Consider the following 25,887-nt stretch of genomic DNA (forward strand, 5'->3'; position numbering starts at 1 on the left):
AATTCGGTGGCGATGGAGTAAGGGTCACACCCGTAACCATCCCGAACACGGAAGTTAAGCCTTAGATCGCCGATGGTACTGCATGGTAGACTATGTGGGAGAGTAGGACGCTGCCGGATAAAATATACAAACCCCTGAAGAATTTATTCTTCAGGGGTTTTTTATTTGGTGGAATTGAATTTTGGGCTTGGACTTGTTGTGGGTGTTTTTTTGCAACCGAAATTTGACCCACCTAAAGTATAAACCTTGCAGGTTCCCAGGCTTTGATTTAGACTCGAACTCGTTGCGGGCTCGTTCCCAAGCTCCAGTTTGTGAATGTAACCATATGAAATAACAGGACTTATTCATGCTGACCCATGAGATTTGAAAAATTAAATCCCAAGGGTGTTAATAATTAAGACTGGAAACTTTTAAATAAATTATTTATAAAATAAATTCATTTTGTCAGCTTATATTTTTCAAAAAAATAGCCGCTGGATTCCTCAATATAGTCCCCTTCACACCAATAACCAAGAGCAGCGGCTTTGTTGGATAATTCAACAGGGTCATAAACCTTTGTTCCGTCATCAAGTTTTGTGCTAATTTCTTCTATTTTATTAAGCTCTTCATCTGTAACAAAAAAAAACTTTTCATTTTTTTTTATTGAATTGTTTTTTCTTTCTAAAAGTTCTTTTAAAGTCTCCATTTTTCCTCCAGTTATATAATTGATTATATCAATTAATAATATAAAAATTATTTATCCCCACATTATAGGGCTTTCTTCTGTTAAACTGATAAAGTCTTTTGATTTTTTATTTATAAAATCCATAATTTCTAAAGAAAGGTCTATGTTTAATGCTTTTGAGTTTTCCTTTGACTGTTCTTTATTTCTAGCCCCGGCAATTGCAGCGGTGTTTTCATGCTTTTTTACCCAGGCAAGGGCAAGTTCTGAAAGTGAAATACCAAGGTTGGATGCAATTGGTTTCAGGTCTTCAATAATTTCAAGGGCTTTTTCAAAAGTTTCGCCTTGGAAAAGTTTATTTGAGGCTCGGTTATCTTTTTTGTCAAATTTATGGTCTTTTTTAAATTTGCCTGATAAAAGCCCTTGGGCCATTGATGAATATGAAAGTATTGTGATCTTATTTTCTAAGCAAAAAGGCATTAAATCTTTTTCAATATGCCTCCATAAAATCGAGTAGGGCGGCTGAACAGAATCTATCCGGGAAAAGTTCAAGGCTTCTTTTAATTGCTCCCTGGAAAAGTTTGAAACTCCTATAGCTCTTATTTTTCCTTGTTCCTTAAGTTTTTTCATTGCTTCAAGGGTTTCTGAAACAGGAATTCTTTTGGAGCCGAAACTTCCTGCAGGCCAGTGAATCTGATAAAGATCTATATAATCAGTATCAAGATTTTTTAATGACTTTTCACAGGCTGAAACAAGTTTTTCCTTTGAAAGGTTGTGGGGAGCAGCTTTAGTTGCAATAATAACTTTGTCTCTTACATTTTTAAGGGCTTTTCCAAGAATTCTTTCTGAATGACCTTTCCCATACATTTCAGCGGTGTCAAAAGTTGTGATATTGTTCTCATAGGCAGTTGTTATTGCCTCAATGCTGTCTGAATCCTGAATCCCTGTCCACATTTGCTTTCCTGTCTGCCAGGTTCCCATTATAATCTTTGAAATTTTAATATCAGTTGACCCAAGGTTTAAAAAATTCATTTTTGCTCCATTGTTATAAAAAATAAATCAAGCCGACAAACAAAGTTATTCGGCCTGATAAAGTAAATTCTGTACCCAAGTTTAATTGTATTCCAAAGTTTGTCCAGTGGATAAAATTGTGTTTTTTAAAATCAGTTAATATTATCCCTGCTTTTGTAGAGTAAAAGACTGCTGCTTACAACCATTATGCTGCTCATGCTCATTGCAAATGCTGCAACCATAGGGTTGAGTTGCCTAATCCAATCTGGCATTTCAGGGAATGGGGCAAGTATCCCTGCTGCAATAGGAATAAGAAGGATATTGTAGACAAAAGCCCAGAAAAGGTTCAATTTTATAGTCTTAAGAGTTTTTTTGCTAAGCCTTATACAATAGGGCAAAAGTCTCATTTTATGTCCTGGAAGAATTATATCAGCAGATTCTATAGCAACATCAGTTCCTGTTCCAAGGGCTATTCCTGAATGTGCTGTTGCAAGTGCTGGTGCATCGTTTATTCCGTCACCTACCATTGCAGCAAATCCGTATTTAGCCTGGTAATCTTTTACAAGTTTTGCCTTTGAATCTGGTGTAGCTTCAGCAATATAATCATCAATCCCAAGTGTTTTTGCTGTATTAGCAGCTGTCTTTTCATTGTCGCCTGTAAGAAGGGTGATTTTTAAGCCTAGATTTTTAAGTTCTTTAATTGCTTGTTTGGAGTCTTCTTTTATTTCATCATGAATTTCAAAAACTCCCTTAATTGAATTGTTAGCCGATAAAACAGCGGGAGTGTTTCCCCTTGAATAAACAGTCTCAAGAATTGAAAGAGCTTTTTTGGGCAGGTTGTCAAACCATCCTGGTTTTCCGATTTTGTATTCAATATTTTCAATTTTCCCCTTTACACCCATTCCGCCGACCTCTTCAAAGTCTGAGCATTCAATTATTTCTGCATTTTCACTGATTCCTTTTTTTGTAATAGCAGAAGAAACAGGGTGGTTTGAGTTTTTTTCAATTGAGGTTGCTATGCTTAGCAGTTTTTCTTCATCAAAATCCTTGTCAATTTTATAAATATTTAAAACAGAGGGTTCACCTTTTGTAAGAGTTCCGGTTTTATCAATAATAATAGTTTTTACTGAAGCAAGTTTTTGAATAGCTTTGCCTGACTTGAATAAAACCCCTGAAACAGCTCCTTTTCCTGCTCCTGCCATAAGTGCTGTTGGGGTTGCAAGCCCAAGAGCACATGGGCATGCTATCACAAGAACTGCTGTTAGCCTTACAATTGAAGCTGTAAAATCGCCTGTAAAAAAATACCAGATGGAAAAAGTAATAATTGCTGAAATAATTACAAATGGGACAAAAACAGCGGCAACTCTGTCTGCAACTTCTTGAACAGGGGCTTTACTGCCTTGTGCATGCCTTACAATTTCAACTATTTTTGCAAGAACACTATCTTTTCCTATAGCTGTTGCTTTTATTTTTATTAATCCGTTTATGTTTAAAGTTCCACCTGTTACAAGGTCTCCTGGGTTTTTATCAGCAGGAAGAGACTCACCTGTGAGCATGGATTCGTTAATAGCGGACTTTCCATAAACAATTTCTCCGTCAACAGGGATGTTTTCACCTGGTTTTACAATAATAATATCGTTAACTTCTATTTCTGAAAGATTTTTGCTTTCAGTTGTTCCGTCTTTATTTTCCTTTAAAACCTTTTTGGGAGTAAGATCTAAAAGTTTTTTTACAGCTTCTCCTGTTTTTCCTTTTGTTCTTGCTTCAAGCATTTTACCAAGCTTGATAAGAGTTATTATAACTGCTGACGTTTCAAAATAAAGATGGTCCCCTTTGAAAGAAGTAAATAAGATCACTGTAGAATAAAAATATGCAGCCGAGGAACCAAGAGCCACAAGAACATCCATATTGGAAGACCCGTTTTTAAGACTGGTGTATGCACCTTTATAATAATCAAAGCCAGTGAAAAACTGAACCGGTGTTGCAAGAATGAAAAGAAGCAGACCCATTAAAAAAGACTCAGGATATGAAGGAAGAAGATTGGTCATATCAGCTGTCATGGAAACAAGGAATAAAGGTATGGTAAAAACAAGGCCTGTTATAAATTTAATTTTTTGATTTTTAGCTTCTTTTAAGTCTTGTGAAAGAAAGTCTTCATTATCTTTTATTTCAAAGGCTTTAAATCCTATGGACTCAATTTTTTTTATAATCTCATCAATTGAAATGATTGAATCAATGTATTCTATTGCAAGAGTTTCATCTCCAAGGTTTACGTTTGCAATGATAATTCCAAATATAGAGTTGAGATTTTTCTCTATGCTCATTGAACAATTTGTGCAGTGCATTCCTGAAATTTTTAAAAAACTTGTTTTTGTTAGAAGTTTGAATCCGGCATCTATTACAGAGTTGTTTATTTGATGTAAAACTTCCGGGTTTTCTTTTTTTAAACTGAAATTTAAGGATTCATCAGCATAGCTTACATTTATATTTTCTGGGGATTCAAGTTTAGAGATTTTTTTTTCAACACTGGCAGCACAGTTGTTGCAATGCATTCCATTAATTGGAATTCTGTAGTTTTTCACAAATCCACCTTTCATTTAAAGATTTAATGCCATGTCTATAGAAAGTAAACTTGTTTAATTTAATGTCAATCGTTTTGTTTGCAATTGAAAGAAGTTTTTAGAATCAATTTAGGTCTCACCCTTAAAGGTTTTGGTTGTTGACAATAGTTAAATCCAGATGTATCTATATATCAACATAAATTGATATATTCAGAAACGGAAAACGGTGAAATTCCGTTGCGGACGCGCCGCTGTTACCGGAGCTAATTTTTACCTGAAAAAGCAATTGATATTTTTATCTGAAAATTTACTTAGTTCAGGTTTGCAAATTGTCACTGGATTTTAAAATTCGGGAAGGCAAATTGTTAAAAAAGGCCGGAAGCCAGAAGACGACTGAATACAATCTTGCAGATTTGTCTCGCGTTACAGGCAAAATTATTGTTTTTTATAACCTGAGCGTTTCACTTCTGCTTCTTTAAACTTTTGTAAAGGAGCAAAAAATGAAGTCACACATTTTAGGATTTCCCTCAATAGGGGAAAAAAGAGAGCTTAAAAAGGCCCTTGAGTCGTTTTGGAAAAAAGAAATTTCATTTCAAGATCTTGAAAACAAAGCTGAAGGTATCAAAATTTTTAACTGGGAATTACAAAAGTCCAGCGGATTAACTTATGTTACCACAGGTGATTTTTCTCTTTATGATAATATCCTTGATACTACCTCAATGCTTGGGCTTGTTCCTTCTAGATTTGGATTTAAAAGGGAAAATATTTATCCAAAGTATTATTTTGACATGGCAAGGGGGAATCAGAAAAAAAATATTTTACCCCTTGAAATGAAAAAATGGTTTAATACAAATTATCATTATATGGTTCCTGAGTTTGAAAAAAACTTAAGACCTTTAAAATCTTCACAAAAAATTATTTCTGAAACAAGGCTTTGCAGTCAACTTGGTTATAATCCAAAACCTGTTCTTACAGGAGCCTTTACCTATCTTTTGTCAGGAAATGAAATAAAGGGGTTTGAAAGGTTTGAACTTCTTGATGAAATTTTAAATATTTATTGTGAAATAGTAAAAGAGCTTTCAAATTATACAGATCTTATTCAGATTGATGAGCCAATTCTTTCAACTGATATTGATGTAAATATAAAAAAAGATTTTAAGTGTTTTTACAAAAAACTTAAAAAAGCGTCCGGGAATTCAAAAATAATGATTGCATCATATTTTGATGAATTAAGGGAAAATTTAGATCTTATTTTTGACTGTGGTATTGATGGAATACATTTTGATTTTGTTAATCAAAATAAAGATCTGGAAAAATTAAGTTCAGATCTGCCTGAAAATATGTTTTTATCCCTTGGAATTATAAACGGAAAAAATGTCTGGATAAATAACCTTGAAAATTCAATTGAAATTTTAAGCGGTTTTAAAAAAAGATTTAAAAATGAAATTATGGTTTCTACTTCATGTTCGCTTAAACATGTTCCTGTAAATCTTGAAAATGAAACTTTAATGGATGAAAATATTAAATCTCTTTTTTCATTTGCAAAACAAAAAATTATTGAAACTTCATTTCTTGGCAGGGCATTGGATGGAAATATTGATAATACTTTTCTTGAGAAAAATAAAAAAGCCTTTGAATTTAAAAAAAGCAGCAAAAAGTTAAATATTGAAAGAGTTCGAACCAGAGTAAAAAATATTACAGATCAAATGTTTGAAAGAAAATCTCCTTTTGAAAAGAGAATAAAAATTCAAAAAGAAAAATTAAATCTACCTATTTTTCCTGTAACAACAATTGGTTCTTTTCCACAGACTCCAGATATAAGAAAGCAAAGACAAAAATTCAAAAAAGGGGATATTTCAAAATCAGAATATAATAATTTCATTGAGTCTAAAATTGATGAAATGATAGATTTTCAGGAAAAAACAGGGCTTGATGTTTTTGTCCATGGTGAACCTGAGCGAAATGACATGGTTGAATATTTTGGTGAAAATCTGGAAGGTTTTATAATTAGTCAAAATGGGTGGGTTCAAAGTTATGGAAGCAGATGTGTAAAGCCTCCTGTAATTTATGGGGATATTGAAAGACTAAGTCCTGTAACTTTAAACTGGATTAATTATGCTTCCTCAAAAACAGACAAAATAGTCAAGGGGATGCTCACAGGGCCTGTTACAATTTATTGCTGGAGTTTTCCAAGGGATGATATTTCAAAAAAAGAGATTTTATTTCAGCTTGGTCTTGCAATAAGAGATGAAGTTTGTGATCTGGAAAAATCAGGAATTAAAATAATTCAGATTGACGAAGCTGCTTTAAGAGAAGGGCTTCCTTTAAGAAAATCAAAACATGAAGATTACCTTGAAACAGCTGTTAATTCTTTTTGTCTTGCATCTTCAGGTGTTGGAGATGAAACTCAGATCCACACACATATGTGTTATAGTGAGTTTAATTCAATAATTGAGTGGATTGCAAAAATGGATGCAGATGTTATTACTATTGAAGCATCCAGAAGTAAAATGAAGCTTCTTGATGCATTCAAAAAATTTAATTATCCAAATGAAGCAGGGCCGGGCGTTTATGATATTCATTCCCCAAGAATTCCAGAAACCGAAGAAATTGTAAATCTTTTAAAACTTGCCCTTGAAACAGTTCCTGCCAACAAATTATGGGTAAATCCTGATTGCGGGCTTAAAACAAGGGGATGGGATGAAACTGAAAAGTCTCTTAAAAATTTAGTAAAGGCTGCTCAAATTTTGAGAAAAGAATATGAAAATATTATCATTTAATTGGGTAAATCCAAGGTTTAAATAAAATATTAAATTCTCCTGATTCAGATAGTCAGGAGAATTTTAAAAATCAGTAAATTTTTCTAACCTCAACACCTGTTTTTTCAAGGTGTTTTTTTACATCTTCAATTTCAACTTCTTTTCTATGAAAAATTCCTGCTGCAAGACCTGCTTCAACTTTTGTTTTTGAAAAAACCTCTTCAAAATGTTCAACTTTTCCAGCACCACTTGAAGCAATAACAGGAATGGAAACCTTTTTTTTCACAAGGTTTATAAGGTTTATGTCAAAACCTGAGTTAGTTCCATCTTTGTCTATTGAATTGACAAGAATTTCACCCGCACCAAGTTCCTGACAGATTTTGGCTAGAGTAGGAGCGTCAATATCTCTTCCTTCTCTTCCACCTTTTACAGTGCATTGATACCAGCAGTATTCTTCTCCGTTTGGGCCTTTTTCATCTGATTTTATTACCTGATGTTTTTTTGCATCTTCAGGAGAGTTAACATAAACTTTTTTAGGATCAATTGAAATTACAACAGCCTGACTTCCATAAACAGCTGAAATTTGTTCTATTGAAGACTTTCCTGTTTTATTTTTTGTTTTTAGATATTCTTCTGCAATAATTACAGCATCACTTCCAATGGAAATTTTATCTGCTCCTGACCTGAAATATTGTGAAGCAACTTCAAGGGAAGAATAGAAATTATTATCTTTGTCTGTAAAATCCCGTATTCCTCCGCCTATGGTAAGGGGTACAAAAACATTTTCAGAAGTTTTTTTAAGGACTTCTATCATGGGCAGATCTTTTAAGGGAAAATCCCTGAATCCAGTTATATTTAAAAATGTAATTTCATCAGCGCCTTCATTATAATATCTTTTGGCAAGTTCAACAGGTTTACCAAGATTTCTGACATCACCTTTTTCTCTTACATCGTATTGGTCACCTTTAGTTACTATAAGATCACCCTGGTCATTTGACCTCACATCAAGGCAGGCTATAATTCTTTTTGCAAAGCCTTTTCCCTTTGTTGGAGTATTAAAAAAAGAAAATATTTTTTTATCTGAAATAAAGTTTTCTATAATCTTTAGACCGGCATGGCCGCTTTTTTCAGGGTGGAATTGGGTAGCAATTATATTGTCTTTTTGGATTGCACTTGTAAATTCATAACCATAGTTTGTTGTGGTAAGAATATCTGAGCTGTTTTCAGGTGATGCATGATAGGAATGAACAAAATAAAATTTATCATTTTTGTTTAATTCAGAAAAAATAAAAGAATCTTTTTGTATGTTTAATCCGTTCCAGCCCATATGGGGAATAGAAAGTTCTGTATTAAACTTTTTGACTTTTCCTTTAATTATACCAAGACCTTTTTTATGTGGAGATTCTTCGCTTTCGTCTAAAAGAGCGTGAAGACCAAGACAGATTCCAAAAAAAGGTTTACCAGACCTGATAAATTCTTTTAAAGGCTCAATGTAATTTTTTTCATCAAGAATTTTTATCATGCTTTCAAAATTTCCAACTCCAGGGAAAATAAGTTTGTCAGCGGATAAAATGTCTGAAGGAGTTTTCACTATCTTAATATCTGATTGAAACTGCTTTACTGCATTTATAATGCTTCTTACGTTTCCTGCTCCATAATCAAGTATTGTTATCATTTTAACTCCAGAAATGAATTTATATTAACCTTGAATTTATTACTTTAGTATTCGCAGAAATACAAGAAGGTTTTGATTTGTGAGGATTTATATGTGCAAAAATTGATGATTTTTGGCTTTGGTGTTTCTTTTTTTGATATTTTATCAGATTTGTGAATACAAATTGAATATATAAAAAAATAAAAACTCCATAAGAGTTAAGCTGTTTGTTTTGATTTATTGAAATTTAATTGTGGAGATTGAACCTGGGAGGTTTACTGGGAATTTTGATAAAAAAATGGTGCTTTTATTGAAAAAGCACCATTTTTTAAATATTATTCAGTTACGTTGATAGCTGAAGGGCCTTTTGGGCCTTCCTGAATATCAAATGTAACTTTAGCTCCTTCACGAAGTGATTTGAAACCTGTGCTGTTAATTCCTGTGTGATGAACAAAAACGTCAGTTCCATTTTCTTGTTCAATAAAACCAAATCCTTTTGAGTCGTTAAACCATTTTACTGTTCCACTTGCCATTGTGACTTTTCCTTAATTAATTGTTTGTACATTTTGTTCGATACTTCAGGTGCTGCCACTTTGTAAATGGATTTCCTTTAATAACGAATCACTAATGTTTCTCGAATTGAGATGTTGACCGATAATGACCCTGATTGAATAATAAAGCAAGGGTTATTTTGATAATAATAAAAATCTTTAGGATTATATGAAGATATGGTTGAAAGAAATCTATCTTTTTTAAAAATAAAATATTCTATTCTTTTGAGTGCTGACAAGGCTTGCAGGTAAGCTTTTGATTAGTGAAATTTGAAAACAACTTAAATATTAACAATTAAATTAAATATTTTTTTTTATGGAATTTGCGGCTAATTGGGCAGTAACAAGACATCCTCCTAGAAAAGTTCCTTCAAGGGAACCCTGGCCATGAATCCCGCCGCCTCCAAATCCTGCTGTTTCTCCAATTGCATAAAAAGACTTTATAGGCTTACCAGAAGGGGTTAAAATTCTGCTTTCAAGATCTGTTATAATTCCTCCAAGACTTTTTCTTGTGAGAATGAATTCTCTAATGGCAATAAAAGGCTTTGCCAGCGGGTCAAGGATTGTCTGCAAATTACAGGTTCTGATTCTGTCGCCTCGATATTTTCTATAGGAAACTATTCTTCTTAGCTGGTCGTCATTTATAAGGTTTTTACCTCTAAGTATTCCTGAGTCATATTTTTTAAGCTCTGATTTTAAGACTGATTTGTCAATTTTAAAATCAGGTTCAAGGAAATTCATTTTTTCAACAAGTTCTTCAAGAGAATCTGCAACAACAAAATCATCACAATTATTGGAAAGTTTTTTCACAAGGGCTTTATTTCCAAATAAAAGTTCTTTTAAAAGATTAAATTTTTGTTTTTTTCTAAATGAAGTCATATAATCACAACCGGAAACAGCCAGCTCTTTTTTTGCGATTTTAAAATTCATTATCTGCCATGAAAATTTTCCAGGTTGTTTTAAAATTTCATCAACTAAGAACTTTGTATCGGTGTAACCCATAAGAGGAGAGGGCCCTATTCTTTTTCCATGGGCATTTATCCATACTGCTGATTTTGGTGGTACAAGGCTTAGTCCATGATTTTCCCTTAATGAATCCGGGTAATGAACTCCTGCAGCATAATGCCATTGGTTTTTTAAGTTTTTAAGCTGACCTCCTGCTTTTTCAGCTGCAAAATGAACTATTCCGTCTGCAAATTTATGTCCACCGTTTAAAAGTCTTTGGGGCAGTTCTCCTCTTTCATTTTCAGGCCAGTATTTTTTCACAAGGGAAAGATCACCTCCGCAGATTCCTCCGGCTGCCGCGATAACAAAATCAGCTTTTACTTCAAAAGGGGCGTGGGTTGATTCTATAATTCCAGAGCATCCATTGATCTGATCATTTTTTTTATTAAAGTTATTTACCCTGTGTCTGAATTTAAATGAAAGGTTGTTTGAATTGGGGTGTTTTTCAATTGCTTTAATTATTTTTTTAATTATTTCAAAACCTGTTCCCCAGGCAATATGCCATCTTGGAACTGAATTCCCCTGTTGAAACATTCCTCTTTCAGGCCAGTTTACAACAGGAAGAAATTTTATTCCCTTATCTGTTAGCCATTCATAAATATATTTTGTTGAATACTCTATGTATTTTTTGGCCCATTTTTTTTGAAGCTGGGAATTTGAGTCAAAATTAGCATATCTTTTCCAATCTTGGTAGGCAAGTTCAAATGAGTCTTTTATTCCGGATTTTCTTTGAAGAGGAGTGTCAACAGCCAGAATACCTCCAAAAGATTCTTTTGCAAGGCCTCCCAATTTTTCCTGATTATCCCGATCTAAAATGAGTATTTTTTTACCTGTATCAAGCAGTTCAAATGCAGCAGCAAGGCCGGCTATGCCTCCTCCAACAATTACAATATCTGTGGTGTATTTTTTAGCTAAGTGGGGCATTTCTTCTACTCCAAAAATTAAACTTTGGTATTTGAATTTTATTTAAATAAGTTAATGAAATTTTGCATTTAATTGGTTTTAAGGTCAAGGCTTAAATAAAGATTTTATACAAAGGGTAAGAGTGCTTATTTAATTCGGGAGCAAATAAAACTTGACATAAAATTAAATAAGTGCTTTTTTACAAAAATGTTTCTATAAGAAGAAACACAATGGAGGCAAAATGGAAATTTTTAAATTAAACAATTCTTATTTATGTTGGTGGCGTCTTTACTCATCTGGAGTGGAGCCGCTGTAAAAGTATAGTCAGGCTCCGCATTTTCCGCGGTCCCTGTTAATTTATTTAGTTTAATTCAAGCTGCGGGTTTTTTTAATCTGCGGCTTTTTTTGTTTTTTAAGGAGATAAAATGGAATTAAAATCTTTTCCCTCAAAGGCAAAGTTTGTTGAACTTGCCAAAGATTACAATGTTATTCCTGTTTGTAAAACCATACTTGCCGATTCTGATACCCCTGTATCTCTTTTAAGAAAATCATTTAGATCCGGAGTTCCTCTTTTTCTTCTTGAAAGTGTGGAAGGTGGGGAAAAGTTTGGGCGGTTCAGTTTTTTAGGAATTTCTGCAAGATATGTTATAAAAGTTTTTAATGATAAAATAAGGGTTTCGAGTTTAAATCATATTGATGAATTTGAACACAATAATGATCCTTTTAATGCTTTAAGGGAGTTTAGTTCTCAGTTTAAGGCAGCTCCAATTAAGGAAATTCAAGGGTTTTATTCAGGTTTGGTTGGATATATGACCTATGAAATGATTTCATTTATAGAAAAAATTTCAAACAAACTTCCTTCAAACGAACCCTTGGCTCTTTTTATGGTTCCCGACTCAATGCTTGTTTTTGATAATGTTTCCCATACTGTAACATTGGTGTCTGCAGCTTTTCTTGAAAAAGGGGCAGATCCTGAAATAGCATATGATGCTGCTCTTTCAAGACTTGAGGGAATCATGGCTGTAATTGAATCTGAACTTGAGACAGTAGAAAGGGAGGAAAGATCTCAAATTCCAGGACTTCTTCCTTTGTGCACAAAAGATGAATATCTTGAAAAAGTTGAAAAAATCAAAAAACATATCCATGAAGGAGACATTATTCAGGCTGTAATTTCTCAACCTTTTACAGCACCTTTATTTTTTGATCCGGTATCACTTTACAGAGCACAAAGGTATATAAATCCTTCTCCATATCTTTATTATTTTCAATGCGATGACATTGTAATAGCAGGGTCATCACCAGAAACAATGGTAAAAGTTCAAAAGGGTCAGGCAACTCTTCGTCCCATTGCAGGAACAAGGCCAAGGGGAGAAAACGAGCAGGAAGACAGAACCCTTGCTGATGAACTTTTAAAAGATGAAAAGGAAAAAGCAGAGCATCTTATGCTTGTAGACCTTGGAAGAAACGATCTTGGAAGAATTGCAGATACAGGAAGTGTTCAGGTAACAGACTTAATGTTTGTGGAAAGATATTCCCATGTAATGCATCTTGTATCAAATATTGTTTGCAATATTAAAAAAGACAAAGATGTCTGGGATGTAATAAAAGCATGTTTTCCTGCCGGAACTCTTTCAGGAGCTCCAAAAGTAAGGGCAATGGAACTTATATCAGAATATGAGGATTATCCAAGAGGCCCATATGGCGGAGCAGTGGGATATATAGATTTTAATGGTAACATGGATTTTGCAATCACAATAAGAACAGCTGTAATAAAAGATAATCAGGTAATTGTAAGGGCAGGGGCTGGAATTGTTTCAGATTCAATACCTGAAACTGAATATGAAGAAACAATAAACAAGGCAAAGTCAATTGAAAGAGCTGTAAACCTTATTGGCAGGAGTTTGATATGATTTTGATGATAGATAATTATGATTCATTTACCTACAATCTTGTTCAATATCTTTCAGGTTTTGATGAAGAGGTAATGGTAAAAAGAAATGATGAAATCACAATAAATGAAATAAAAGATCTTGATATTGAAGCAATTATTGTTTCCCCGGGACCTGGAAGGCCGGAAAATGCCGGAATTTCAGTTGATCTGATAAATGAATTTAAGGGCCAAATTCCAATTTTAGGAGTATGCCTTGGACATCAGGCAATAGCTTTTGCATTTGGAGCTCAAATTGTTCATGCCAAAAAAATTATGCATGGAAAATCTTCAATAATTACAGGAGATGAAAAAGGGGTTTTTTCAGGAATAAAAAAGCCTGTTCAGGTAATGAGATATCACTCACTTGCTGTAAATAAAGAAACTCTTCCAAATTGTCTTGAAATATCAGCTTTTACAGAAGACGGGGAAATAATGGGTTTACGTCATAAAAAATATATTGTTGAAGGAATTCAGTTTCATCCGGAATCCATAATGACTCCCCAGGGAAAAAGAATGCTTAGAAATTTTATTAAAATCTCAAAAGAATTTAAGGAGAATCAATGCCTTTAAAATCATATCTTCAAAAACTTGTTTCAGGAAAAAATTTAAGTGAAATGGAAATGAAAGAGGGAATGGATATAATTTTTTCAGGAAATGCTTTTGAATCACAAATAGGGGCTTTTCTTGCCGCTTTAGCATTAAAAAGAGAAACTTATCTTGAAGTTGCAGGGGCAGCCCGTTCAATGAGGGAAAATTCTCTTAAAATTCAAACTCCGGGACAAAATGTAATTGATACCTGCGGAACCGGTGGTGATGGAATGAGTACATTTAATATTTCAACAACTGTTGCTTTTGTTGCAGCAGGTGCCGGAGCTGTTGTTGCAAAACATGGAAACAGGTCAGTTACAAGCAGGAGCGGAAGTGCTGATGTTTTGGAAGCCCTTAATGTAAAAATTGATGTTGATCCTGAAATTGCAGAAGAATGTATATTTGAAACAGGACTTTGTTTTCTTTTTGCTCCAAGATTTCACGGAGCAATGAAACATGCTGCCAAGGTAAGAAAGGATCTGGGATTTAAAAGTATATTTAATATGCTTGGGCCCCTTACAAATCCGGCTGGAACAAGATGTCAGCTTATTGGAGTTTTTGCGCCCGAACTTACAGAAATGTTTGCATTGGCTCTAAAAGAACTTGGTTCGAGAAGGGTTTTTATTGCACATGGCCATGACGGTCTTGATGAAATTTCTGTTTGTGCTCCCACAAGAATATCAGAATTAAACGGAGATCTTATTAAAACCTATGATTTAAATCCTGAAAAATATTTTAAGGAATTTGCAAATAAAGAATCAATCATGGGCGGAACTCCAGAGGAAAATGCAGAAATTACAAAAAATATTCTTTTGGGAAAACAAACCGGTCCAAAGCAAAATATTGTTTTACTAAATTCAGCAGCAGCTCTTGTTGCAGCTGGAATTGCAGAGTCAATTGATCAAGGTCTTGAGCTTTCAAGGGATTCGATAAGTTCTGGAAAAGCAAATGAAAAGCTTGAAGCCTTAGTAGATTTTACCAATGAAAACGGATAATAAAATGTCTATTTTAGAAAAAATAGTTAAATCTAAAAAAATTGAAATAAAAAACAGAAAAAAAGAAAAACCTCTTAATTCTTTTATTGATGAAATAAAAAAGGGAAAAGATTTTTTTCTAAATAAAAACAGCTCCCAAGTTCAGGTTATTGCTGAAATTAAAAGGGCTTCTCCTTCAAAGGGAGATATTTGCTTAAATCTTGATCCCCAAAAAAAAACAAAGGAATATGAAAAAGGCGGAGCATCAGCTGTTTCTGTTCTTACTGATTTTGAGTTTTTTAAGGGAAGTATGGATGATTTTTCCAAAGTACAAAAAGCCGTTTCTATTCCTTTGCTTAGAAAAGACTTTATAATTGATGAGTATCAGCTTTATGAATCAGCTTATTTTAATGCTGATGCTGTTTTGCTCATTGTAAGAATTCTTGAAGAAAAAGAGCTTTTAAAGCTTTACGAAAAAGCCCTGTCACTAAAAATGGTTCCCCTTGTTGAAATTTATTCAGATGATGATCTTGAAAAAATAAAAAGTCTTAAAGATTGTTTTATTGGAATTAACAATAGAAATCTTGATAATTTCAATACCTCTCTTGATAATGCACTTTTTATGGCTGAAAAAATAGATTCTTCAAATCATATAATTTCCTTAAGCGGAATAAACTCAGCAGATAATGCAAAATATCTATTTGATAGGGGAATAAAAAGTTTTCTTATAGGTGAATATCTTTCAAAGTCAGAAAATTCCTCTGAAAAAATTAAGGAAATCTTATCTGTTTGTAAATTATCCGGGTGTAAAAAATGATGATAAATCCTGAAGTTAAAATTTGCGGAATAACAAATTTTGAAGATGCTTTTTTTTGCCGGTTAAATAAAATAGATTGTCTTGGATTTGTTTTTTTTGAAAAAAGCAAAAGATTTATAACTCCAAAAAATGTTGGAAAAATAACAGAAAAACTTGAAAATATTTCTTTTGCAGGGGTTTTTGTTGATTCTTCAATGGATTTTGTACTTGAAGCTGTTGAACTTGGAAATCTTGATTTTATTCAGCTCCATGGAAAAGAATCAATTGACTATATTGAAACTTTACAAAAAAAAACAAAGGCAAAAATAATAAAATGTCTTTATATAAATGATGAGCCAAATGTTGAAAAAATTGAGGAATATAAAAGTTTGACCCATGGCTTTATTGTAGAAGCCCAAAAAAATATACTTCCAGGCGGAAATGGAATTGACTGGGATTATTCCAAAGTATTTGAATTTTCCAAAAAATATAAAATTATTTCTGCAGGAGGAATTAATCCTTCTAATTTTGAAAAAGCTTTAAAATTAAGTGGAGCAACAGCTTTTGATATGAGTTCAGGTGTTGAAATTTCGCCAGGAATTAAAGACCATAAAAAAATTAAGCAAATTGCTGATTTAAAAAATAAAATAAAAATTAAAAATAATTACGGGAGAATTTTTTAATGAGATCTCTGCCTGATAAAAACGGGTATTTTGGTGATTTTGGGGGACGTTTTGTTGGAGAAACCCTTTTTTGTGCAATTGAAGAACTTGAAAAGGCTTTTAATAAAATAGTTCCTACCAGGGAATTTCAAAAGGAGCTTTATGAGCTTCTTTCAGATTATGCAGGAAGGCCCACCCCTCTTTTTTATGCAAAAAGACTTAGTAATTATGCCGATGGTGCAAAAATTTATCTAAAAAGAGAAGACCTTCTTCATACAGGAGCCCATAAAATAAACAACACAATTGGCCAGGCACTTTTAGCCAAAAAAATGGGGAAAAAAAAGGTAATTGCAGAAACAGGAGCAGGTCAGCACGGAGTTGCAACTGCAACTGCAGCGGCTCTTTTAGGACTTGAATGCAAGGTTTTCATGGGAACAGAAGATATAAGAAGGCAGGCTCCAAATGTTCAGAGAATGAATCTTTTAGGTGCTAAGGTTGTTCCGGTTGATGAAGGAAGAGGGACATTAAAAGATGCAATGAATTCAGCATTAAGATATTGGACAGGAGCTGTTGAAGATACTTTTTATATAATAGGCTCGGTTGCAGGGCCCCATCCTTATCCATATATAGTAAGGGAATTTCAGAAAATAATTGGAATTGAAGCAAAGGAGCAGATTTTAAAACAAACAAAAAAACTTCCAGAGCTTTTAATTGCTTGTGTTGGCGGAGGAAGTAATGCCATGGGACTTTTTTATGATTTTATTGAAACAGGCTCAAAACTTCTTGGAGTTGAAGCTGCAGGAAAAGGAATTGAAACAAAAGAACATGCTGCAACTCTTGGAAAGGGAAGTGTAGGGATTTTACATGGAAGCAAGTCTTATCTTCTTCAGGATGATTATGGGCAGATTAATGAAGCCTATTCTGTTTCTGCAGGCCTTGATTATCCAGGAGTTGGCCCTGAACATTCATATTTAAAGGAAACAAAAAGGGCTGAATATATCTCAGTTACAGACTCTGAAGCTCTTGAAGCCTTCCAGCTTCTTTCAAAACTTGAAGGAATTATTCCGGCACTTGAAAGTTCCCACGCCATTGCAGCTGCGTTAAAGGTTTCAAAGGATTATAAAAAAGATGATGTGATTTTAGTAAATCTTTCAGGAAGGGGAGATAAGGATCTTGCCAATGCAATGGAAAATATTGCAGGGCCCTTTTCAGGATCGGGGGTAAAAAATGATTAGTTTGAAAAATAAATTTGAAGAATTAAAAGAAAAAAATGAAAAAGCACTTGTAGGATTTATTACAGCAGGTGATCCAACCCCTGAAATTTCAATAGATATTGTTATTGCAATGGCTGAAAGCGGAGTTGATATAATTGAACTTGGGATTCCTTTTTCAGATCCAACCGCTGATGGGCCTGTAATTCAAAAATCTTCTGAAAGGGCAATTAAAGCAGGAACTAATCTTGAAAAAGTTTTTGAAATGATAAAAAAAATCAGAGAAAAAACCCATGTTCCTTTAGTTCTTTTTTCATATTACAATCCTGTTTTTAAGTTTGGTGAAAAAAAGTTTTGTGAAAAAAGTATTGAATGCGGAGCAAATGGAGTATTAATTGTGGATCTTCCATTTGAAGAAAAATCTTTAATAAAGGATTTTGACAGGGAAAAATTTCCAAAAATAAACCTTTTAGCTCCTACAACAACTGATGAAAGACTTGAAAAAATATCCAAAAACTCCAATGGATTTATTTACCTGGTTTCAAAAACAGGAATAACAGGATCAGCAGGCCTTGATCCGGAGTTAACAAAAAAAGATTTTTTAAGAATAAGAAAACATACAAATACTCCTGTATGTATTGGTTTTGGAGTTAAAACAAATGAAGATGTAAAAAATATTGCAAAATTTGCAGACGGAGTAGTAATTGGAAGTGCTTTTGAATCTTTAATTGAAGAAAATTTAAAGAACAAAAATCTTGTTGAAGTTATTGGTAAAAGGGCAGGGGAGTATAAAAAACAAACTTTGTTTTAGGGGATTTTGTACTAAATTTGGAGTTTATCTGTTTTAAAGTTGGTTCTCAAGTTAAAGTCTGGTTACCAGTTTTACTTGGGAACCTTTTTTGCTGATTTAAACTTTTCTTTAACCTAAATTGAGCGATTTTCAAGTTTGCTGCATATACAAGGCAAATTGCATCAGGCTATACTTTTGCTATGCTTGATGCAATTTAACGCCGAAGATGCAGTAAAATTGAAAAGCCCGCAGGGATTCATATTTTTAAATATAATAAGCTTGATTTATTAAAAATTTTTCAATTTAAAAATATGAAACGCTCAACTTAGGTTTAATTAATAATGTTAGTTTTGCAAAGCCAGTTGTTTTGTGGCAATTAAAAAATAAATCAGGTATGGTGCCAGCAGAACTTTTAAAGAAAAAAACAGATGTCGTTGCGGTTCAGACTCGTTACCAAACTCCAGCTCACATTCAGGCTCGTTCCCAAGCTCCTGCTCTGTCCATTATCCAGAACCACCAGAACTTTTTTCTAAAAGAGATGGCAACGGTCGGGTGTTTGGTTCTTTAAGCCAGGTAAGGCCTTACCTGGCTTTTCTCATTTTTTAACTAAAAGACCGGTTGAACAGATCTTCCATGGCCAACAGGGAATCTTCGGTTAGGTTTCGGGTGCCGGTACCGGCAAAGGTTTTGTGGTGAATGATTGGAGTCACTATCTGCCAATCATTATCTATCCATGAAAACCAAGCCTTTCGGTCCTGTTCGTATACAAAAACAGGGCGGTTGAACAATTTTCCCAGTTCAACAGCCCAACCGGTGCCGCCCTTTACAGTTTTATCCGGAAGGATCCAGCCCACAACAAAAATTTGGTATCCGTTGTTGATCATGTGGAAGATGGACTGGATGACTTTTCTGATTTTATTTCCCTTGGAAAAGGATCTGCCCAGGCGGGTGGATACGATGTCCATGGAGATATTGCCTTTTTCCAGCTCTTCCTGGTTTAATACCCGGACGCCTGAGTTTCGTTCCAGTTTATGGCCGTCAAAGGAAAAATTGATTTCTTTTATCCCGAATTTTTCAGCCAGTTTGCCGAATTCAGCTTCAGCACCCCTGTGGCCACCGCTGTACAAAGTGAATTGAGAAGGATCATTTGTCATGGGTATTTACTCCTTGATTAATTTATTTTGAATTTATCATATTAAAAAAGCTTAAAATAAACAAGCCGGTAATGCAAGTCAAGCCCGGTTGTTTAAAAAAAAGAGATCTTTAGGATTGGGAGATACCATAGTCAATTTCTTTATAATTCTTTAAAAATTTCTGAAAATGATGCAAATCTTCTTAGGGAGGCATTGGATAGGCCTGCTGAAGTAAATTTAGAGCTTAAAGCAGCACTTCAGCGTTATGAAAGTAAAAAGTGATTATGAGAACGATTTTTTTAGATAAATTAAAATATTAGTTACGGGGACACCATACTTAATTCTCCCTACAGTCATTTAAAGGGCGGTTCCTAAGCTTCTACTTGAGGATGTAACTATCTAATATTTAAATACAAAAACTTCAAGCCTGGAGCTTTGTAACGGGTGAATGATTAAAAAATGGTAATTAAGATAATATGGTGTCTCCTAAATTTGGCTCTCCTTTTGTAAATTTAACGCTTGCAGTACGCGTGTCTGCACTTGTTAATTCTTGTTCTCAAAGGTGCTTTTACAGCAGCTAAGGTTAGAGCAGTACCTGCTGCTTTAACTACGGTTTTAATGAAGCTTTTTGCTTCGTCACTACTGAATAATGGCTCTTTTTTAGAAAAAGAAGCAGCGAGCTCCGGTAATGCGTTGGCCATTTCAGATAGCGTATCGGACGATGCCCAAAGATTCTCCTTTGGATCAAGAAACCTATAAGGCTTTAATAAGCGGGTAGTCTTAAACGTCTTATTGTACTGAATACGCCAACCACTCTCGTTTACACAATCACTCCAAAATACACCAGCGTCTGCTGTCGCAGTTCCATATAGTCTTCTAATTGCCATTGTTTTCTTCTTTCAATAGATGATTTAGCTCTCTCTGAGCTGCTGGCACTCGGCTAACAATTTATTGTGTGGAACTGTATAATTTAAATAATATTTAATAGTTGGCGTTAGGGGGACAGTCTACATAGTTTAACAAGATGCTTATTAAAACCAAAGTCCACATTGTTTATCCCCCAAAAAACATGGAACGCCATGTTATGCTATAATTTCATTTATTGGTAATATTTGCTTAGAATGACGTATTGTGAGAATTGATATTTGATCTTTTTCGATGTGATAAATAATATGATAATTACCATAAAGAATTTCTCGAAACTGATTTTTATTTATTTCGGGTACAATTCGCCCCATTTTAGGCGACTCTTTTAAGAGAGTAACTTTTGAAAATACTTTCTCAATCCATTTTTCCGCTGCTGAGCGGTTGTTCATAGCTATATAATCCGCAATTGCAGAGGTTTTATCTATAGCTAATGGTGACCAAATTATTTTCATTTTAATATACGTTTTAATGCTATTTTTTTAGCGTCATCATGCTCTATTCCTGTTCCATTTTCCAACTGCCCTATAGATGTTTGAATATCAGTTAAAAGTTCAATTTTCTCTTGCATAGCTTCATATTCATGAGCACCTAATAAAACAGCAACACTTTTCCCATGTTGAGTAATTATCACGGGTCTTTTAGTGTTGTGTACTTGTTTTATAAAAGTTGCTATTTTAGTTCTTACTTCGGACAGGGGTTTTATATCCTGATCAATTTTTAAGCGTTGCATATTTTACCTCAGATTAATTTGTTTTTGTACATTATAGCGTACAATTTTTAGTATATACAAGTGTTTTTTTCTTGAACAATGGTAACTATTGATATTCAGGGTTTACCTGAAAAATTACAGCAAAGACAAAAGTTTTCAACTTCAGCCGGCTTAATTACACGCTTGGTGGTTAATCAAAAATATAAAGGAAAAGTATTTGGTGAGTGGCTGCTAGTAGATGCTCTTAAGAAACTGCTTTTTGCCAGTGAGATTGTTGCTTTTTCTTTTATAGTTGTGGATGTCAAAGAAGGAGCAAAATTATTTTATGAAAAATATGGTTTCACTTAATTCAAGGATTCCAAAAATAAATTGTTTTTAACAATTGCTGATTTAAGAGCTAGCTTCAAATGATTTTTTAATTAGATATTAGTTCGGGTGGTATCCATGATAAGTATTGTTAATAAAAAATAAGCTTTCTCTATCCAACCCACAATCAATCAGCAGGCGGCTGTTAATAAACTCAGTAAAAATAGGGGTTAATCATTACCTCTTCTTTGAATCTTTATTTGCGGAGCTCTGAGAACACCACACTTAATAAATTTATACTTTTTTCAAAATCTTAACAGTTCAAAATTTTACAGCACCTGGACAATAAATTTAGATGTCATAAACCTTGAATTTTCTAATGATTAAAACAAGGAAAAAGCAGGTAAAAGGTATACTAATTAAGTCTCGGTGTTCCCAGAATTACATAACCATGAATTATCTAAACTGTTTTTCCCAAAGCTATTGAATCTTTGCACGCTGGAATGATTGACGCAAAGCAATTGCCAGCAGCACAACCGCTATTCCACCACCTGCAATAAAGACGGCGACTGAGTTCCAGCCCATAGCGTCTACTACACCACCAACGGCAGCCGGACCGATGAGTTGTCCAAGATTGTTGCCTTGCATTATCAGCCCAAATGATACAGGGGATAGTCGTACACTAGGCACCAGCGTTGGAATGCCGCCCATTATTATTGCAGGAATTAACCCACCAACACCAGAGAAGATAATACAGGCACTAAAAACGGCTAAATTTGGCAGTATGGGCAAGAAGATACCAAAACCTGCAGCACTCATAATTATACTTGCTATAGTGATAATCTTCCATTGAGCCACGTCGCGTTCACGCAAAACACCTGCTGCCAAGTTACCAATAATATTAGCACCAATAGCGGCGGCAGTGAGTACATTGGCTAAAGCTGCCGACACGCCCATGCGTTGTTCGAGCAATACGGGTAAAAAGCTAAATAATGCAAAAAACATCGTGGCATAAAGAGTAAAGGTTGTAGCCAGCAGTAGTGGCCCGTCTGCGGTAATAGTCTGGATGGTATCGCGTCCCAGGCCAGACCATGACCAATTCTCTGATTGCACCATCCCTCGTCTACGGACAAAAGACATTACAGCAATGGTAACAATTGCTGCCAATCCAGCATTTGCAAACCACAAACCACGCCAATCTACCCAAAAAGGTCCAATCAATAAAGCGAGCGCCATACCTATGGGCATAAAACAGCTCCATATTGCCAGTGCTCGATCACGATCTGTGGTAGCAACAATGCGATTGATCAAATCTGGAGCGGCAATGACGATCAATAAGAACCCCAAACCTTCTAGTACCCGAGTGCCAAGCAGCATGGGGTAACTAATTACTAAGCCACCTGCCAGGCTACCGAAAACAATAGCTAAAAGACCTAGGACCAAAATGCGCCTATCGCCGAAGCGATGTACGGCTGCACCAGTTGGAATTCCACCTACAACACCCAATACGGAAAAAATAGATAATATCCATCCGGCAGCACTAAGATTAAGTCCAAGTTCTGCACGCAGTAGCGGTACGGAAACGATAACTTTACCCACTTGCAACGCTGCTATAATACCAGCGGCAACCACTATAGCTACTGCTAGCCAATTCGTTTTAACGGCAGACTCCCTATTTATTGTTTCAGACGAGAATTGAGCGTCAGGTGCTGTGTTTTTAGTTTTAAAATTGCTCATAACTTATCCTCCAAAAATCAATGATTTTTCTACAATAAGTACACTATAGGGATCAGGCCTTAAATTGCAAGATTTCTCTGATATCTTCAGAGAGATAAGAGTTAAAGAGACACAATATTTAATTTTACCTATAGTTTTTTAAAGTTTGGCTCTTAAATTTTACCTGGTAATCTTGATTTGCAGATCTAAGCTTTCCTTAATTAATAACATCAGATAAAGGGTTAAAGTTTACTTTTTCTGCTTTTATTACCCTTTTTTAAATGCTATAAATTTTGCACTAATATTACATATATTATCTTGTAGCAAATGAGGCCTTAGCAGCTCAAATTGTTTTTAATCTAGATTTTTATTTCATAGATGAGTCATGTCTTAAACATTGGCTCATTGATAATTGTAAATAAAGGGTTTGGAAGTGAAGAGTAGTTTGTTTTTTAAAAAAATTATGGATTGGGTGGGATTATGGTGACAATCTACTTAATTCTCCCTGTTATTTTGGACAACAATGAATAGGAGTATAAAAAAATGGTTATAGGATTAAGTTTTGTCGGGGTATTAGTTGTTATCCTTATTTATTTTATTGCAGTGTACAATGGATTTGTAACCCTTAGAAATAAATGCGAAGAGGCATTTGCAACCATGGATGCTTATTTAAAAAAACGTTGGGATCTTATTCCTAATCTTATAGAAACAGTAAAAGGTTATGCTACCCATGAAAAAGATACCCTTGAGGCAGTTATAGAAGCGCGAAATATGGCAATGAATTCTCAAAACATGAGCGAATTAAGTGCCAATGAACAATCACTTGCGGCTAGCTTAAAGTCTGTATTTGCACTTAGTGAATCCTACCCGGATCTTAAAGCTAATGAGAATTTTATTAATTTACAAAACCAGCTTGAAACTGTTGAAACTGATATTCTCCAGTCACGAAAATATTTTAATGCTGTTGTAAAATCATTTAATACAAAAAGAGAGCTTTTCCCCCAATCAATTGTTGCGGGAATGATGAATCTTGAAAAGAAAGACTATTTTGAAATTGATGAAACTGAACGCAGTACTGTAAAAGTTTCGTTTTAAGGAAGAAGATATGTATATTAAAAAAATACTCTTATCTACTGCATTGTTTTTTATTATATTTTCAAGTTCCTTTTTATCTGCAGAAGATTTTACAATTAAAAACTATCAAGTAGATATGGTGGTTCATGAAAATAATTCTTATGATATTGTGGAAACAATTGATGTTTATTTCTTAAGAGAACGTCATGGTATTTTTAGAAATCTCCCCAGATATTTTGATTCAAACCCAATAAAAATTACCAACATTTCTGTAGACGGATTTAAAAAAACAATAACAAAAACAAATACAGATTTAATAATAAAAATAGGCTCTGCTGACACCTATGTAAATGGTAATCTACGCTATATTATAAGTTATACTTATAATGTTGGTAAAGATTTTCTTCCAGATATGGATGAGTTTTATCACAATCTAATTGGAACACAATGGGACACAAGTATTGAGGCCGCCAGTTTTGTCATTAAGCTTCCAAAAGCTTTTAATGCCAATGATGTTAATTGTACATCAGGTGTATATGGTTCTAAAGATAATTCAAATGTAAAATGGGAGGTAAAAAACAACACTATTACAGGTAAGATTCTCAAGCCCTTAAACAAAAATGAAGGACTTACAATAGCTCTTCCACTTCCAGAAAGCTATTGGGTAGATGCTGTTAAGCATAGAGAAAGCGGTTGGTTGTTTTTTACTGTTTTTGGTTACCCACTATATATACTTGTTATAATATTGTCTTTTATACTGTGGTATTTAAAAGGAAGAGATACAAAGCTTTTCCCTTCTGTTCAATTTGAACCGCCTGAAGGCATGACTCCAAGTGAAATCGGATATGTAATAGATGGAGTGGTAGATGACAAAGATGTTACTTCTTTGATTTTATATTGGGCTGATAAAGGATTTCTTGAAATAGAAGAGGTTAAAAGCGGTTTTATGTCAAAGAAAACTCTGGAACTTATAAAAATTGCAGAGCCAGGACCTGATGCACGGGATTATGAACGGCATATTTTCAAAAAATTATTTAGCAACAGCACTGATGGTCGGGTTAGTACCAAGGACCTTACAGATTCTTTTTATAAAACTATTAGCTGGGCACAAAGCGCTATAACTGAAAATTTTACCAGAAATAAAGAAACTGCAATTTGTTAAGGGATCAAGTTTAAATACTTTTCTTGTAGGATTATTGGCTGGCTTACCAATAATTTTTCTTTTTATAGAAACTTTTAAATCATTGGAAATTGATGGCCCTTCAGCTCTTATAGCTATCTCTTTTAGTTTGCTTATAATTATTCCCTTGTTAAAGTTTGCAGATATAGTAGCAGGCCAAAAAAAAGGTGGGATTTCTAAAATTTTATTTCTTCTTGTTTTTGGAGGGTTTTCAGTAGTGTTTTTTGGTTTTTTAGCTCTTGATATTGCAAAAATATCTATGTCTAAATATATTGCAGGGTTGGTAAGTTGTTTTATTTGTTTTGTTTTTACAGTGATAATGTCAAAGCGAACTAAGTATGGTGATGAAATACTTGAAAAAGTGCTTGGATTTAAAGAATTTATAAAAACAGCAGAACAAGACAAGATTGAGCTGATGTTTGAATCCAATCCCAAATACTTTTATTCAATTCTTCCCTATGCCATGGTGCTCAATCTCAGCGACAAATGGGCTTCTCATTTTGACAAATTAGCAGTAGAACCTCCCCAATGGTATAGAGGTTCTACCTACGATACATTCAGAGTTAGTGGCTTTGAGAAAAATTTGAATAAAAATTTTAAAACACTTTCTTCAGCCATGGTTTCCTCCCCTTCTTCCAGTGGAAGCAGTGGAGGCTCTTCTTCTGGCGGTTCTTCTGGTGGTGGTTCCGGTGGAGGCGGTGGCGGTAGCTGGTAAAGATAAAAGTTTTATATATTTTCAGCGGTAGCTTATTTTGATCTGGTTCCCAAGTTTTACTTGCTTAGTTT

General features: G+C 34.2%; 23 protein-coding genes, 1 rRNA gene and 1 riboswitch. Of the genes, 13 read left to right on the forward strand and 11 right to left on the reverse strand.

Annotated features, from left to right (window positions below; translation table 11 throughout):
- Window positions 1-2: 2 nt before the first annotated feature.
- Window positions 3-119 (forward strand): 5S ribosomal RNA (gene rrf / locus RBR53_06720).
- A 317-nt stretch (window positions 120-436) separates the two neighbouring features.
- Here the strand turns inward: rrf and RBR53_06725 are convergent.
- From RBR53_06725 to RBR53_06735, 3 genes are all read right to left on the reverse strand, one after another.
- Window positions 437-685 carry a hypothetical protein gene (locus RBR53_06725; protein ID MDY0132347.1) on the reverse strand — a complete coding sequence of 83 codons (249 nt, stop codon included), beginning with the start codon at window positions 683-685 and terminating at the stop codon, window positions 437-439.
- A 51-nt stretch (window positions 686-736) separates the two neighbouring features.
- A complete protein-coding gene (locus tag RBR53_06730) occupies window positions 737-1,693 on the reverse strand; it encodes an aldo/keto reductase (GenBank protein MDY0132348.1) in 957 nt (318 codons plus the stop codon).
- Between the two features lie 131 nt (window positions 1,694-1,824).
- On the reverse strand, window positions 1,825-4,254 hold the full coding sequence (locus RBR53_06735; protein MDY0132349.1) for a heavy metal translocating P-type ATPase: 2,430 nt from the start codon (window positions 4,252-4,254) through the stop codon (window positions 1,825-1,827).
- Window positions 4,255-4,415: 161 nt separating this feature from the next.
- Window positions 4,416-4,645: riboswitch (cobalamin riboswitch) on the forward strand.
- An 88-nt stretch (window positions 4,646-4,733) separates the two neighbouring features.
- Between RBR53_06735 and metE the strand changes: the two genes are divergently transcribed.
- Complete coding sequence (gene metE / locus RBR53_06740) at window positions 4,734-7,013, forward strand: 5-methyltetrahydropteroyltriglutamate--homocysteine S-methyltransferase (protein ID MDY0132350.1); 2,280 nt, start codon at window positions 4,734-4,736, stop codon at window positions 7,011-7,013.
- Window positions 7,014-7,083: 70 nt separating this feature from the next.
- Here metE and hisF read toward each other — a convergent pair whose 3' ends face one another.
- The 3 genes from hisF to RBR53_06755 form a co-directional block, all read right to left on the reverse strand.
- A complete protein-coding gene (gene hisF, locus RBR53_06745; GenBank protein MDY0132351.1) occupies window positions 7,084-8,667 on the reverse strand; it encodes an imidazole glycerol phosphate synthase subunit HisF in 1,584 nt (527 codons plus the stop codon).
- A gap of 314 nt (window positions 8,668-8,981) precedes the next feature.
- Window positions 8,982-9,179 (reverse strand): cold-shock protein, encoded by a 198-nt coding sequence (locus RBR53_06750; GenBank protein MDY0132352.1) that lies wholly within the window; start codon window positions 9,177-9,179, stop codon window positions 8,982-8,984.
- A gap of 318 nt (window positions 9,180-9,497) precedes the next feature.
- Window positions 9,498-11,126: an FAD-binding dehydrogenase gene (locus tag RBR53_06755; GenBank protein ID MDY0132353.1), complete on the reverse strand. Its 1,629-nt coding sequence runs from the start codon at window positions 11,124-11,126 to the stop codon at window positions 9,498-9,500.
- A gap of 404 nt (window positions 11,127-11,530) precedes the next feature.
- On the opposite strand from RBR53_06755, the gene trpE reads away from it, so the two are divergent.
- From trpE to trpA, 7 genes are read left to right on the forward strand one after another with little or no spacing between them, the layout of a single operon-like run.
- A complete protein-coding gene (gene trpE / locus RBR53_06760) occupies window positions 11,531-13,015 on the forward strand; it encodes an anthranilate synthase component I (protein MDY0132354.1) in 1,485 nt (494 codons plus the stop codon).
- Complete coding sequence (locus RBR53_06765; protein ID MDY0132355.1) at window positions 13,012-13,605, forward strand: aminodeoxychorismate/anthranilate synthase component II; 594 nt, start codon at window positions 13,012-13,014, stop codon at window positions 13,603-13,605. Before trpE ends, RBR53_06765 begins: the two co-directional genes overlap by 4 nt.
- On the forward strand, window positions 13,596-14,618 hold the full coding sequence (gene trpD / locus RBR53_06770; protein ID MDY0132356.1) for an anthranilate phosphoribosyltransferase: 1,023 nt from the start codon (window positions 13,596-13,598) through the stop codon (window positions 14,616-14,618). Before RBR53_06765 ends, trpD begins: the two co-directional genes overlap by 10 nt.
- Window positions 14,619-14,622: 4 nt before the next feature.
- Window positions 14,623-15,414 (forward strand): indole-3-glycerol phosphate synthase TrpC, encoded by a 792-nt coding sequence (locus RBR53_06775; GenBank protein MDY0132357.1) that lies wholly within the window; start codon window positions 14,623-14,625, stop codon window positions 15,412-15,414.
- Window positions 15,411-16,076, forward strand: coding sequence for a phosphoribosylanthranilate isomerase (locus RBR53_06780; GenBank protein ID MDY0132358.1), 666 nt, complete (start codon window positions 15,411-15,413; stop codon window positions 16,074-16,076). Before RBR53_06775 ends, RBR53_06780 begins: the two co-directional genes overlap by 4 nt.
- A complete protein-coding gene (gene trpB, locus RBR53_06785) occupies window positions 16,076-17,290 on the forward strand; it encodes a tryptophan synthase subunit beta (protein MDY0132359.1) in 1,215 nt (404 codons plus the stop codon). The genes RBR53_06780 and trpB overlap by 1 nt, the downstream gene beginning before the upstream one ends.
- Window positions 17,283-18,077, forward strand: a complete 795-nt coding sequence (gene trpA / locus RBR53_06790) for a tryptophan synthase subunit alpha (GenBank protein ID MDY0132360.1) — start codon at window positions 17,283-17,285, stop codon at window positions 18,075-18,077. The genes trpB and trpA overlap by 8 nt, the downstream gene beginning before the upstream one ends.
- A gap of 581 nt (window positions 18,078-18,658) precedes the next feature.
- On the opposite strand, the gene RBR53_06795 is transcribed toward trpA, so the two are convergent.
- From RBR53_06795 to RBR53_06810, 4 genes are all read right to left on the reverse strand, one after another.
- Window positions 18,659-19,210 (reverse strand): hypothetical protein, encoded by a 552-nt coding sequence (locus tag RBR53_06795; protein ID MDY0132361.1) that lies wholly within the window; start codon window positions 19,208-19,210, stop codon window positions 18,659-18,661.
- Between the two features lie 491 nt (window positions 19,211-19,701).
- Window positions 19,702-20,076 carry a hypothetical protein gene (locus tag RBR53_06800; GenBank protein MDY0132362.1) on the reverse strand — a complete coding sequence of 125 codons (375 nt, stop codon included), beginning with the start codon at window positions 20,074-20,076 and terminating at the stop codon, window positions 19,702-19,704.
- Window positions 20,077-20,271: 195 nt separating this feature from the next.
- Complete coding sequence (locus tag RBR53_06805) at window positions 20,272-20,568, reverse strand: type II toxin-antitoxin system RelE/ParE family toxin (GenBank protein MDY0132363.1); 297 nt, start codon at window positions 20,566-20,568, stop codon at window positions 20,272-20,274.
- Window positions 20,565-20,846, reverse strand: a complete 282-nt coding sequence (locus tag RBR53_06810; protein MDY0132364.1) for a type II toxin-antitoxin system Phd/YefM family antitoxin — start codon at window positions 20,844-20,846, stop codon at window positions 20,565-20,567. Before RBR53_06810 ends, RBR53_06805 begins: the two co-directional genes overlap by 4 nt.
- Window positions 20,847-20,924: 78 nt before the next feature.
- Here RBR53_06810 and RBR53_06815 point away from each other — a divergent pair, with 78 nt between their 5' ends.
- Window positions 20,925-21,173, forward strand: a complete 249-nt coding sequence (locus tag RBR53_06815; protein ID MDY0132365.1) for a hypothetical protein — start codon at window positions 20,925-20,927, stop codon at window positions 21,171-21,173.
- Window positions 21,174-21,611: 438 nt separating this feature from the next.
- On the opposite strand, the gene RBR53_06820 is transcribed toward RBR53_06815, so the two are convergent.
- On the reverse strand, window positions 21,612-22,868 hold the full coding sequence (locus RBR53_06820) for an MFS transporter (protein ID MDY0132366.1): 1,257 nt from the start codon (window positions 22,866-22,868) through the stop codon (window positions 21,612-21,614).
- 522 nt (window positions 22,869-23,390) lie between these two features.
- Here RBR53_06820 and RBR53_06825 point away from each other — a divergent pair.
- Genes RBR53_06825 through RBR53_06835 form a run of 3 tightly spaced genes read left to right on the forward strand, consistent with a single transcriptional unit; the run spans window position 23,391 to window position 25,816 of the window.
- Window positions 23,391-23,942 carry a LemA family protein gene (locus RBR53_06825; protein MDY0132367.1) on the forward strand — a complete coding sequence of 184 codons (552 nt, stop codon included), beginning with the start codon at window positions 23,391-23,393 and terminating at the stop codon, window positions 23,940-23,942.
- Window positions 23,943-23,952: 10 nt separating this feature from the next.
- Window positions 23,953-25,083 (forward strand): DUF2207 domain-containing protein, encoded by a 1,131-nt coding sequence (locus RBR53_06830; GenBank protein ID MDY0132368.1) that lies wholly within the window; start codon window positions 23,953-23,955, stop codon window positions 25,081-25,083.
- 34 nt (window positions 25,084-25,117) lie between these two features.
- On the forward strand, window positions 25,118-25,816 hold the full coding sequence (locus tag RBR53_06835; GenBank protein ID MDY0132369.1) for a DUF2207 domain-containing protein: 699 nt from the start codon (window positions 25,118-25,120) through the stop codon (window positions 25,814-25,816).
- Window positions 25,817-25,887: the final 71 nt, after the last annotated feature.

This window comes from Desulforegulaceae bacterium (assembly GCA_034006035.1).
In the GTDB taxonomy this organism is placed as follows: Bacteria; Desulfobacterota; Desulfobacteria; order Desulfobacterales; family JACKCP01; genus JACKCP01.

Coding starts and splice junctions, on each gene's coding strand:
- RBR53_06825 (MDY0132367.1), top strand. CDS start 23,391: ATGGTTATAGGATTAAGTTTTGTCGGGGTATTAGTTGTTATCCTTATT.
- RBR53_06725 (MDY0132347.1), bottom strand. CDS start 685: ATGGAGACTTTAAAAGAACTTTTAGAAAGAAAAAACAATTCAATAAAA.
- RBR53_06765 (MDY0132355.1), top strand. CDS start 13,012: ATGATTTTGATGATAGATAATTATGATTCATTTACCTACAATCTTGTT.
- RBR53_06800 (MDY0132362.1), bottom strand. CDS start 20,076: ATGGCAATTAGAAGACTATATGGAACTGCGACAGCAGACGCTGGTGTA.
- trpB (MDY0132359.1), top strand. CDS start 16,076: ATGAGATCTCTGCCTGATAAAAACGGGTATTTTGGTGATTTTGGGGGA.
- RBR53_06755 (MDY0132353.1), bottom strand. CDS start 11,126: ATGCCCCACTTAGCTAAAAAATACACCACAGATATTGTAATTGTTGGA.
- trpA (MDY0132360.1), top strand. CDS start 17,283: ATGATTAGTTTGAAAAATAAATTTGAAGAATTAAAAGAAAAAAATGAA.
- RBR53_06750 (MDY0132352.1), bottom strand. CDS start 9,179: ATGGCAAGTGGAACAGTAAAATGGTTTAACGACTCAAAAGGATTTGGT.
- RBR53_06805 (MDY0132363.1), bottom strand. CDS start 20,568: ATGAAAATAATTTGGTCACCATTAGCTATAGATAAAACCTCTGCAATT.
- RBR53_06775 (MDY0132357.1), top strand. CDS start 14,623: ATGTCTATTTTAGAAAAAATAGTTAAATCTAAAAAAATTGAAATAAAA.
- metE (MDY0132350.1), top strand. CDS start 4,734: ATGAAGTCACACATTTTAGGATTTCCCTCAATAGGGGAAAAAAGAGAG.
- RBR53_06815 (MDY0132365.1), top strand. CDS start 20,925: ATGGTAACTATTGATATTCAGGGTTTACCTGAAAAATTACAGCAAAGA.
- trpE (MDY0132354.1), top strand. CDS start 11,531: ATGGAATTAAAATCTTTTCCCTCAAAGGCAAAGTTTGTTGAACTTGCC.
- RBR53_06730 (MDY0132348.1), bottom strand. CDS start 1,693: ATGAATTTTTTAAACCTTGGGTCAACTGATATTAAAATTTCAAAGATT.
- RBR53_06810 (MDY0132364.1), bottom strand. CDS start 20,846: ATGCAACGCTTAAAAATTGATCAGGATATAAAACCCCTGTCCGAAGTA.
- RBR53_06780 (MDY0132358.1), top strand. CDS start 15,411: ATGATGATAAATCCTGAAGTTAAAATTTGCGGAATAACAAATTTTGAA.
- trpD (MDY0132356.1), top strand. CDS start 13,596: ATGCCTTTAAAATCATATCTTCAAAAACTTGTTTCAGGAAAAAATTTA.
- RBR53_06820 (MDY0132366.1), bottom strand. CDS start 22,868: ATGAGCAATTTTAAAACTAAAAACACAGCACCTGACGCTCAATTCTCG.
- RBR53_06795 (MDY0132361.1), bottom strand. CDS start 19,210: ATGACAAATGATCCTTCTCAATTCACTTTGTACAGCGGTGGCCACAGG.
- hisF (MDY0132351.1), bottom strand. CDS start 8,667: ATGATAACAATACTTGATTATGGAGCAGGAAACGTAAGAAGCATTATA.
- RBR53_06830 (MDY0132368.1), top strand. CDS start 23,953: ATGTATATTAAAAAAATACTCTTATCTACTGCATTGTTTTTTATTATA.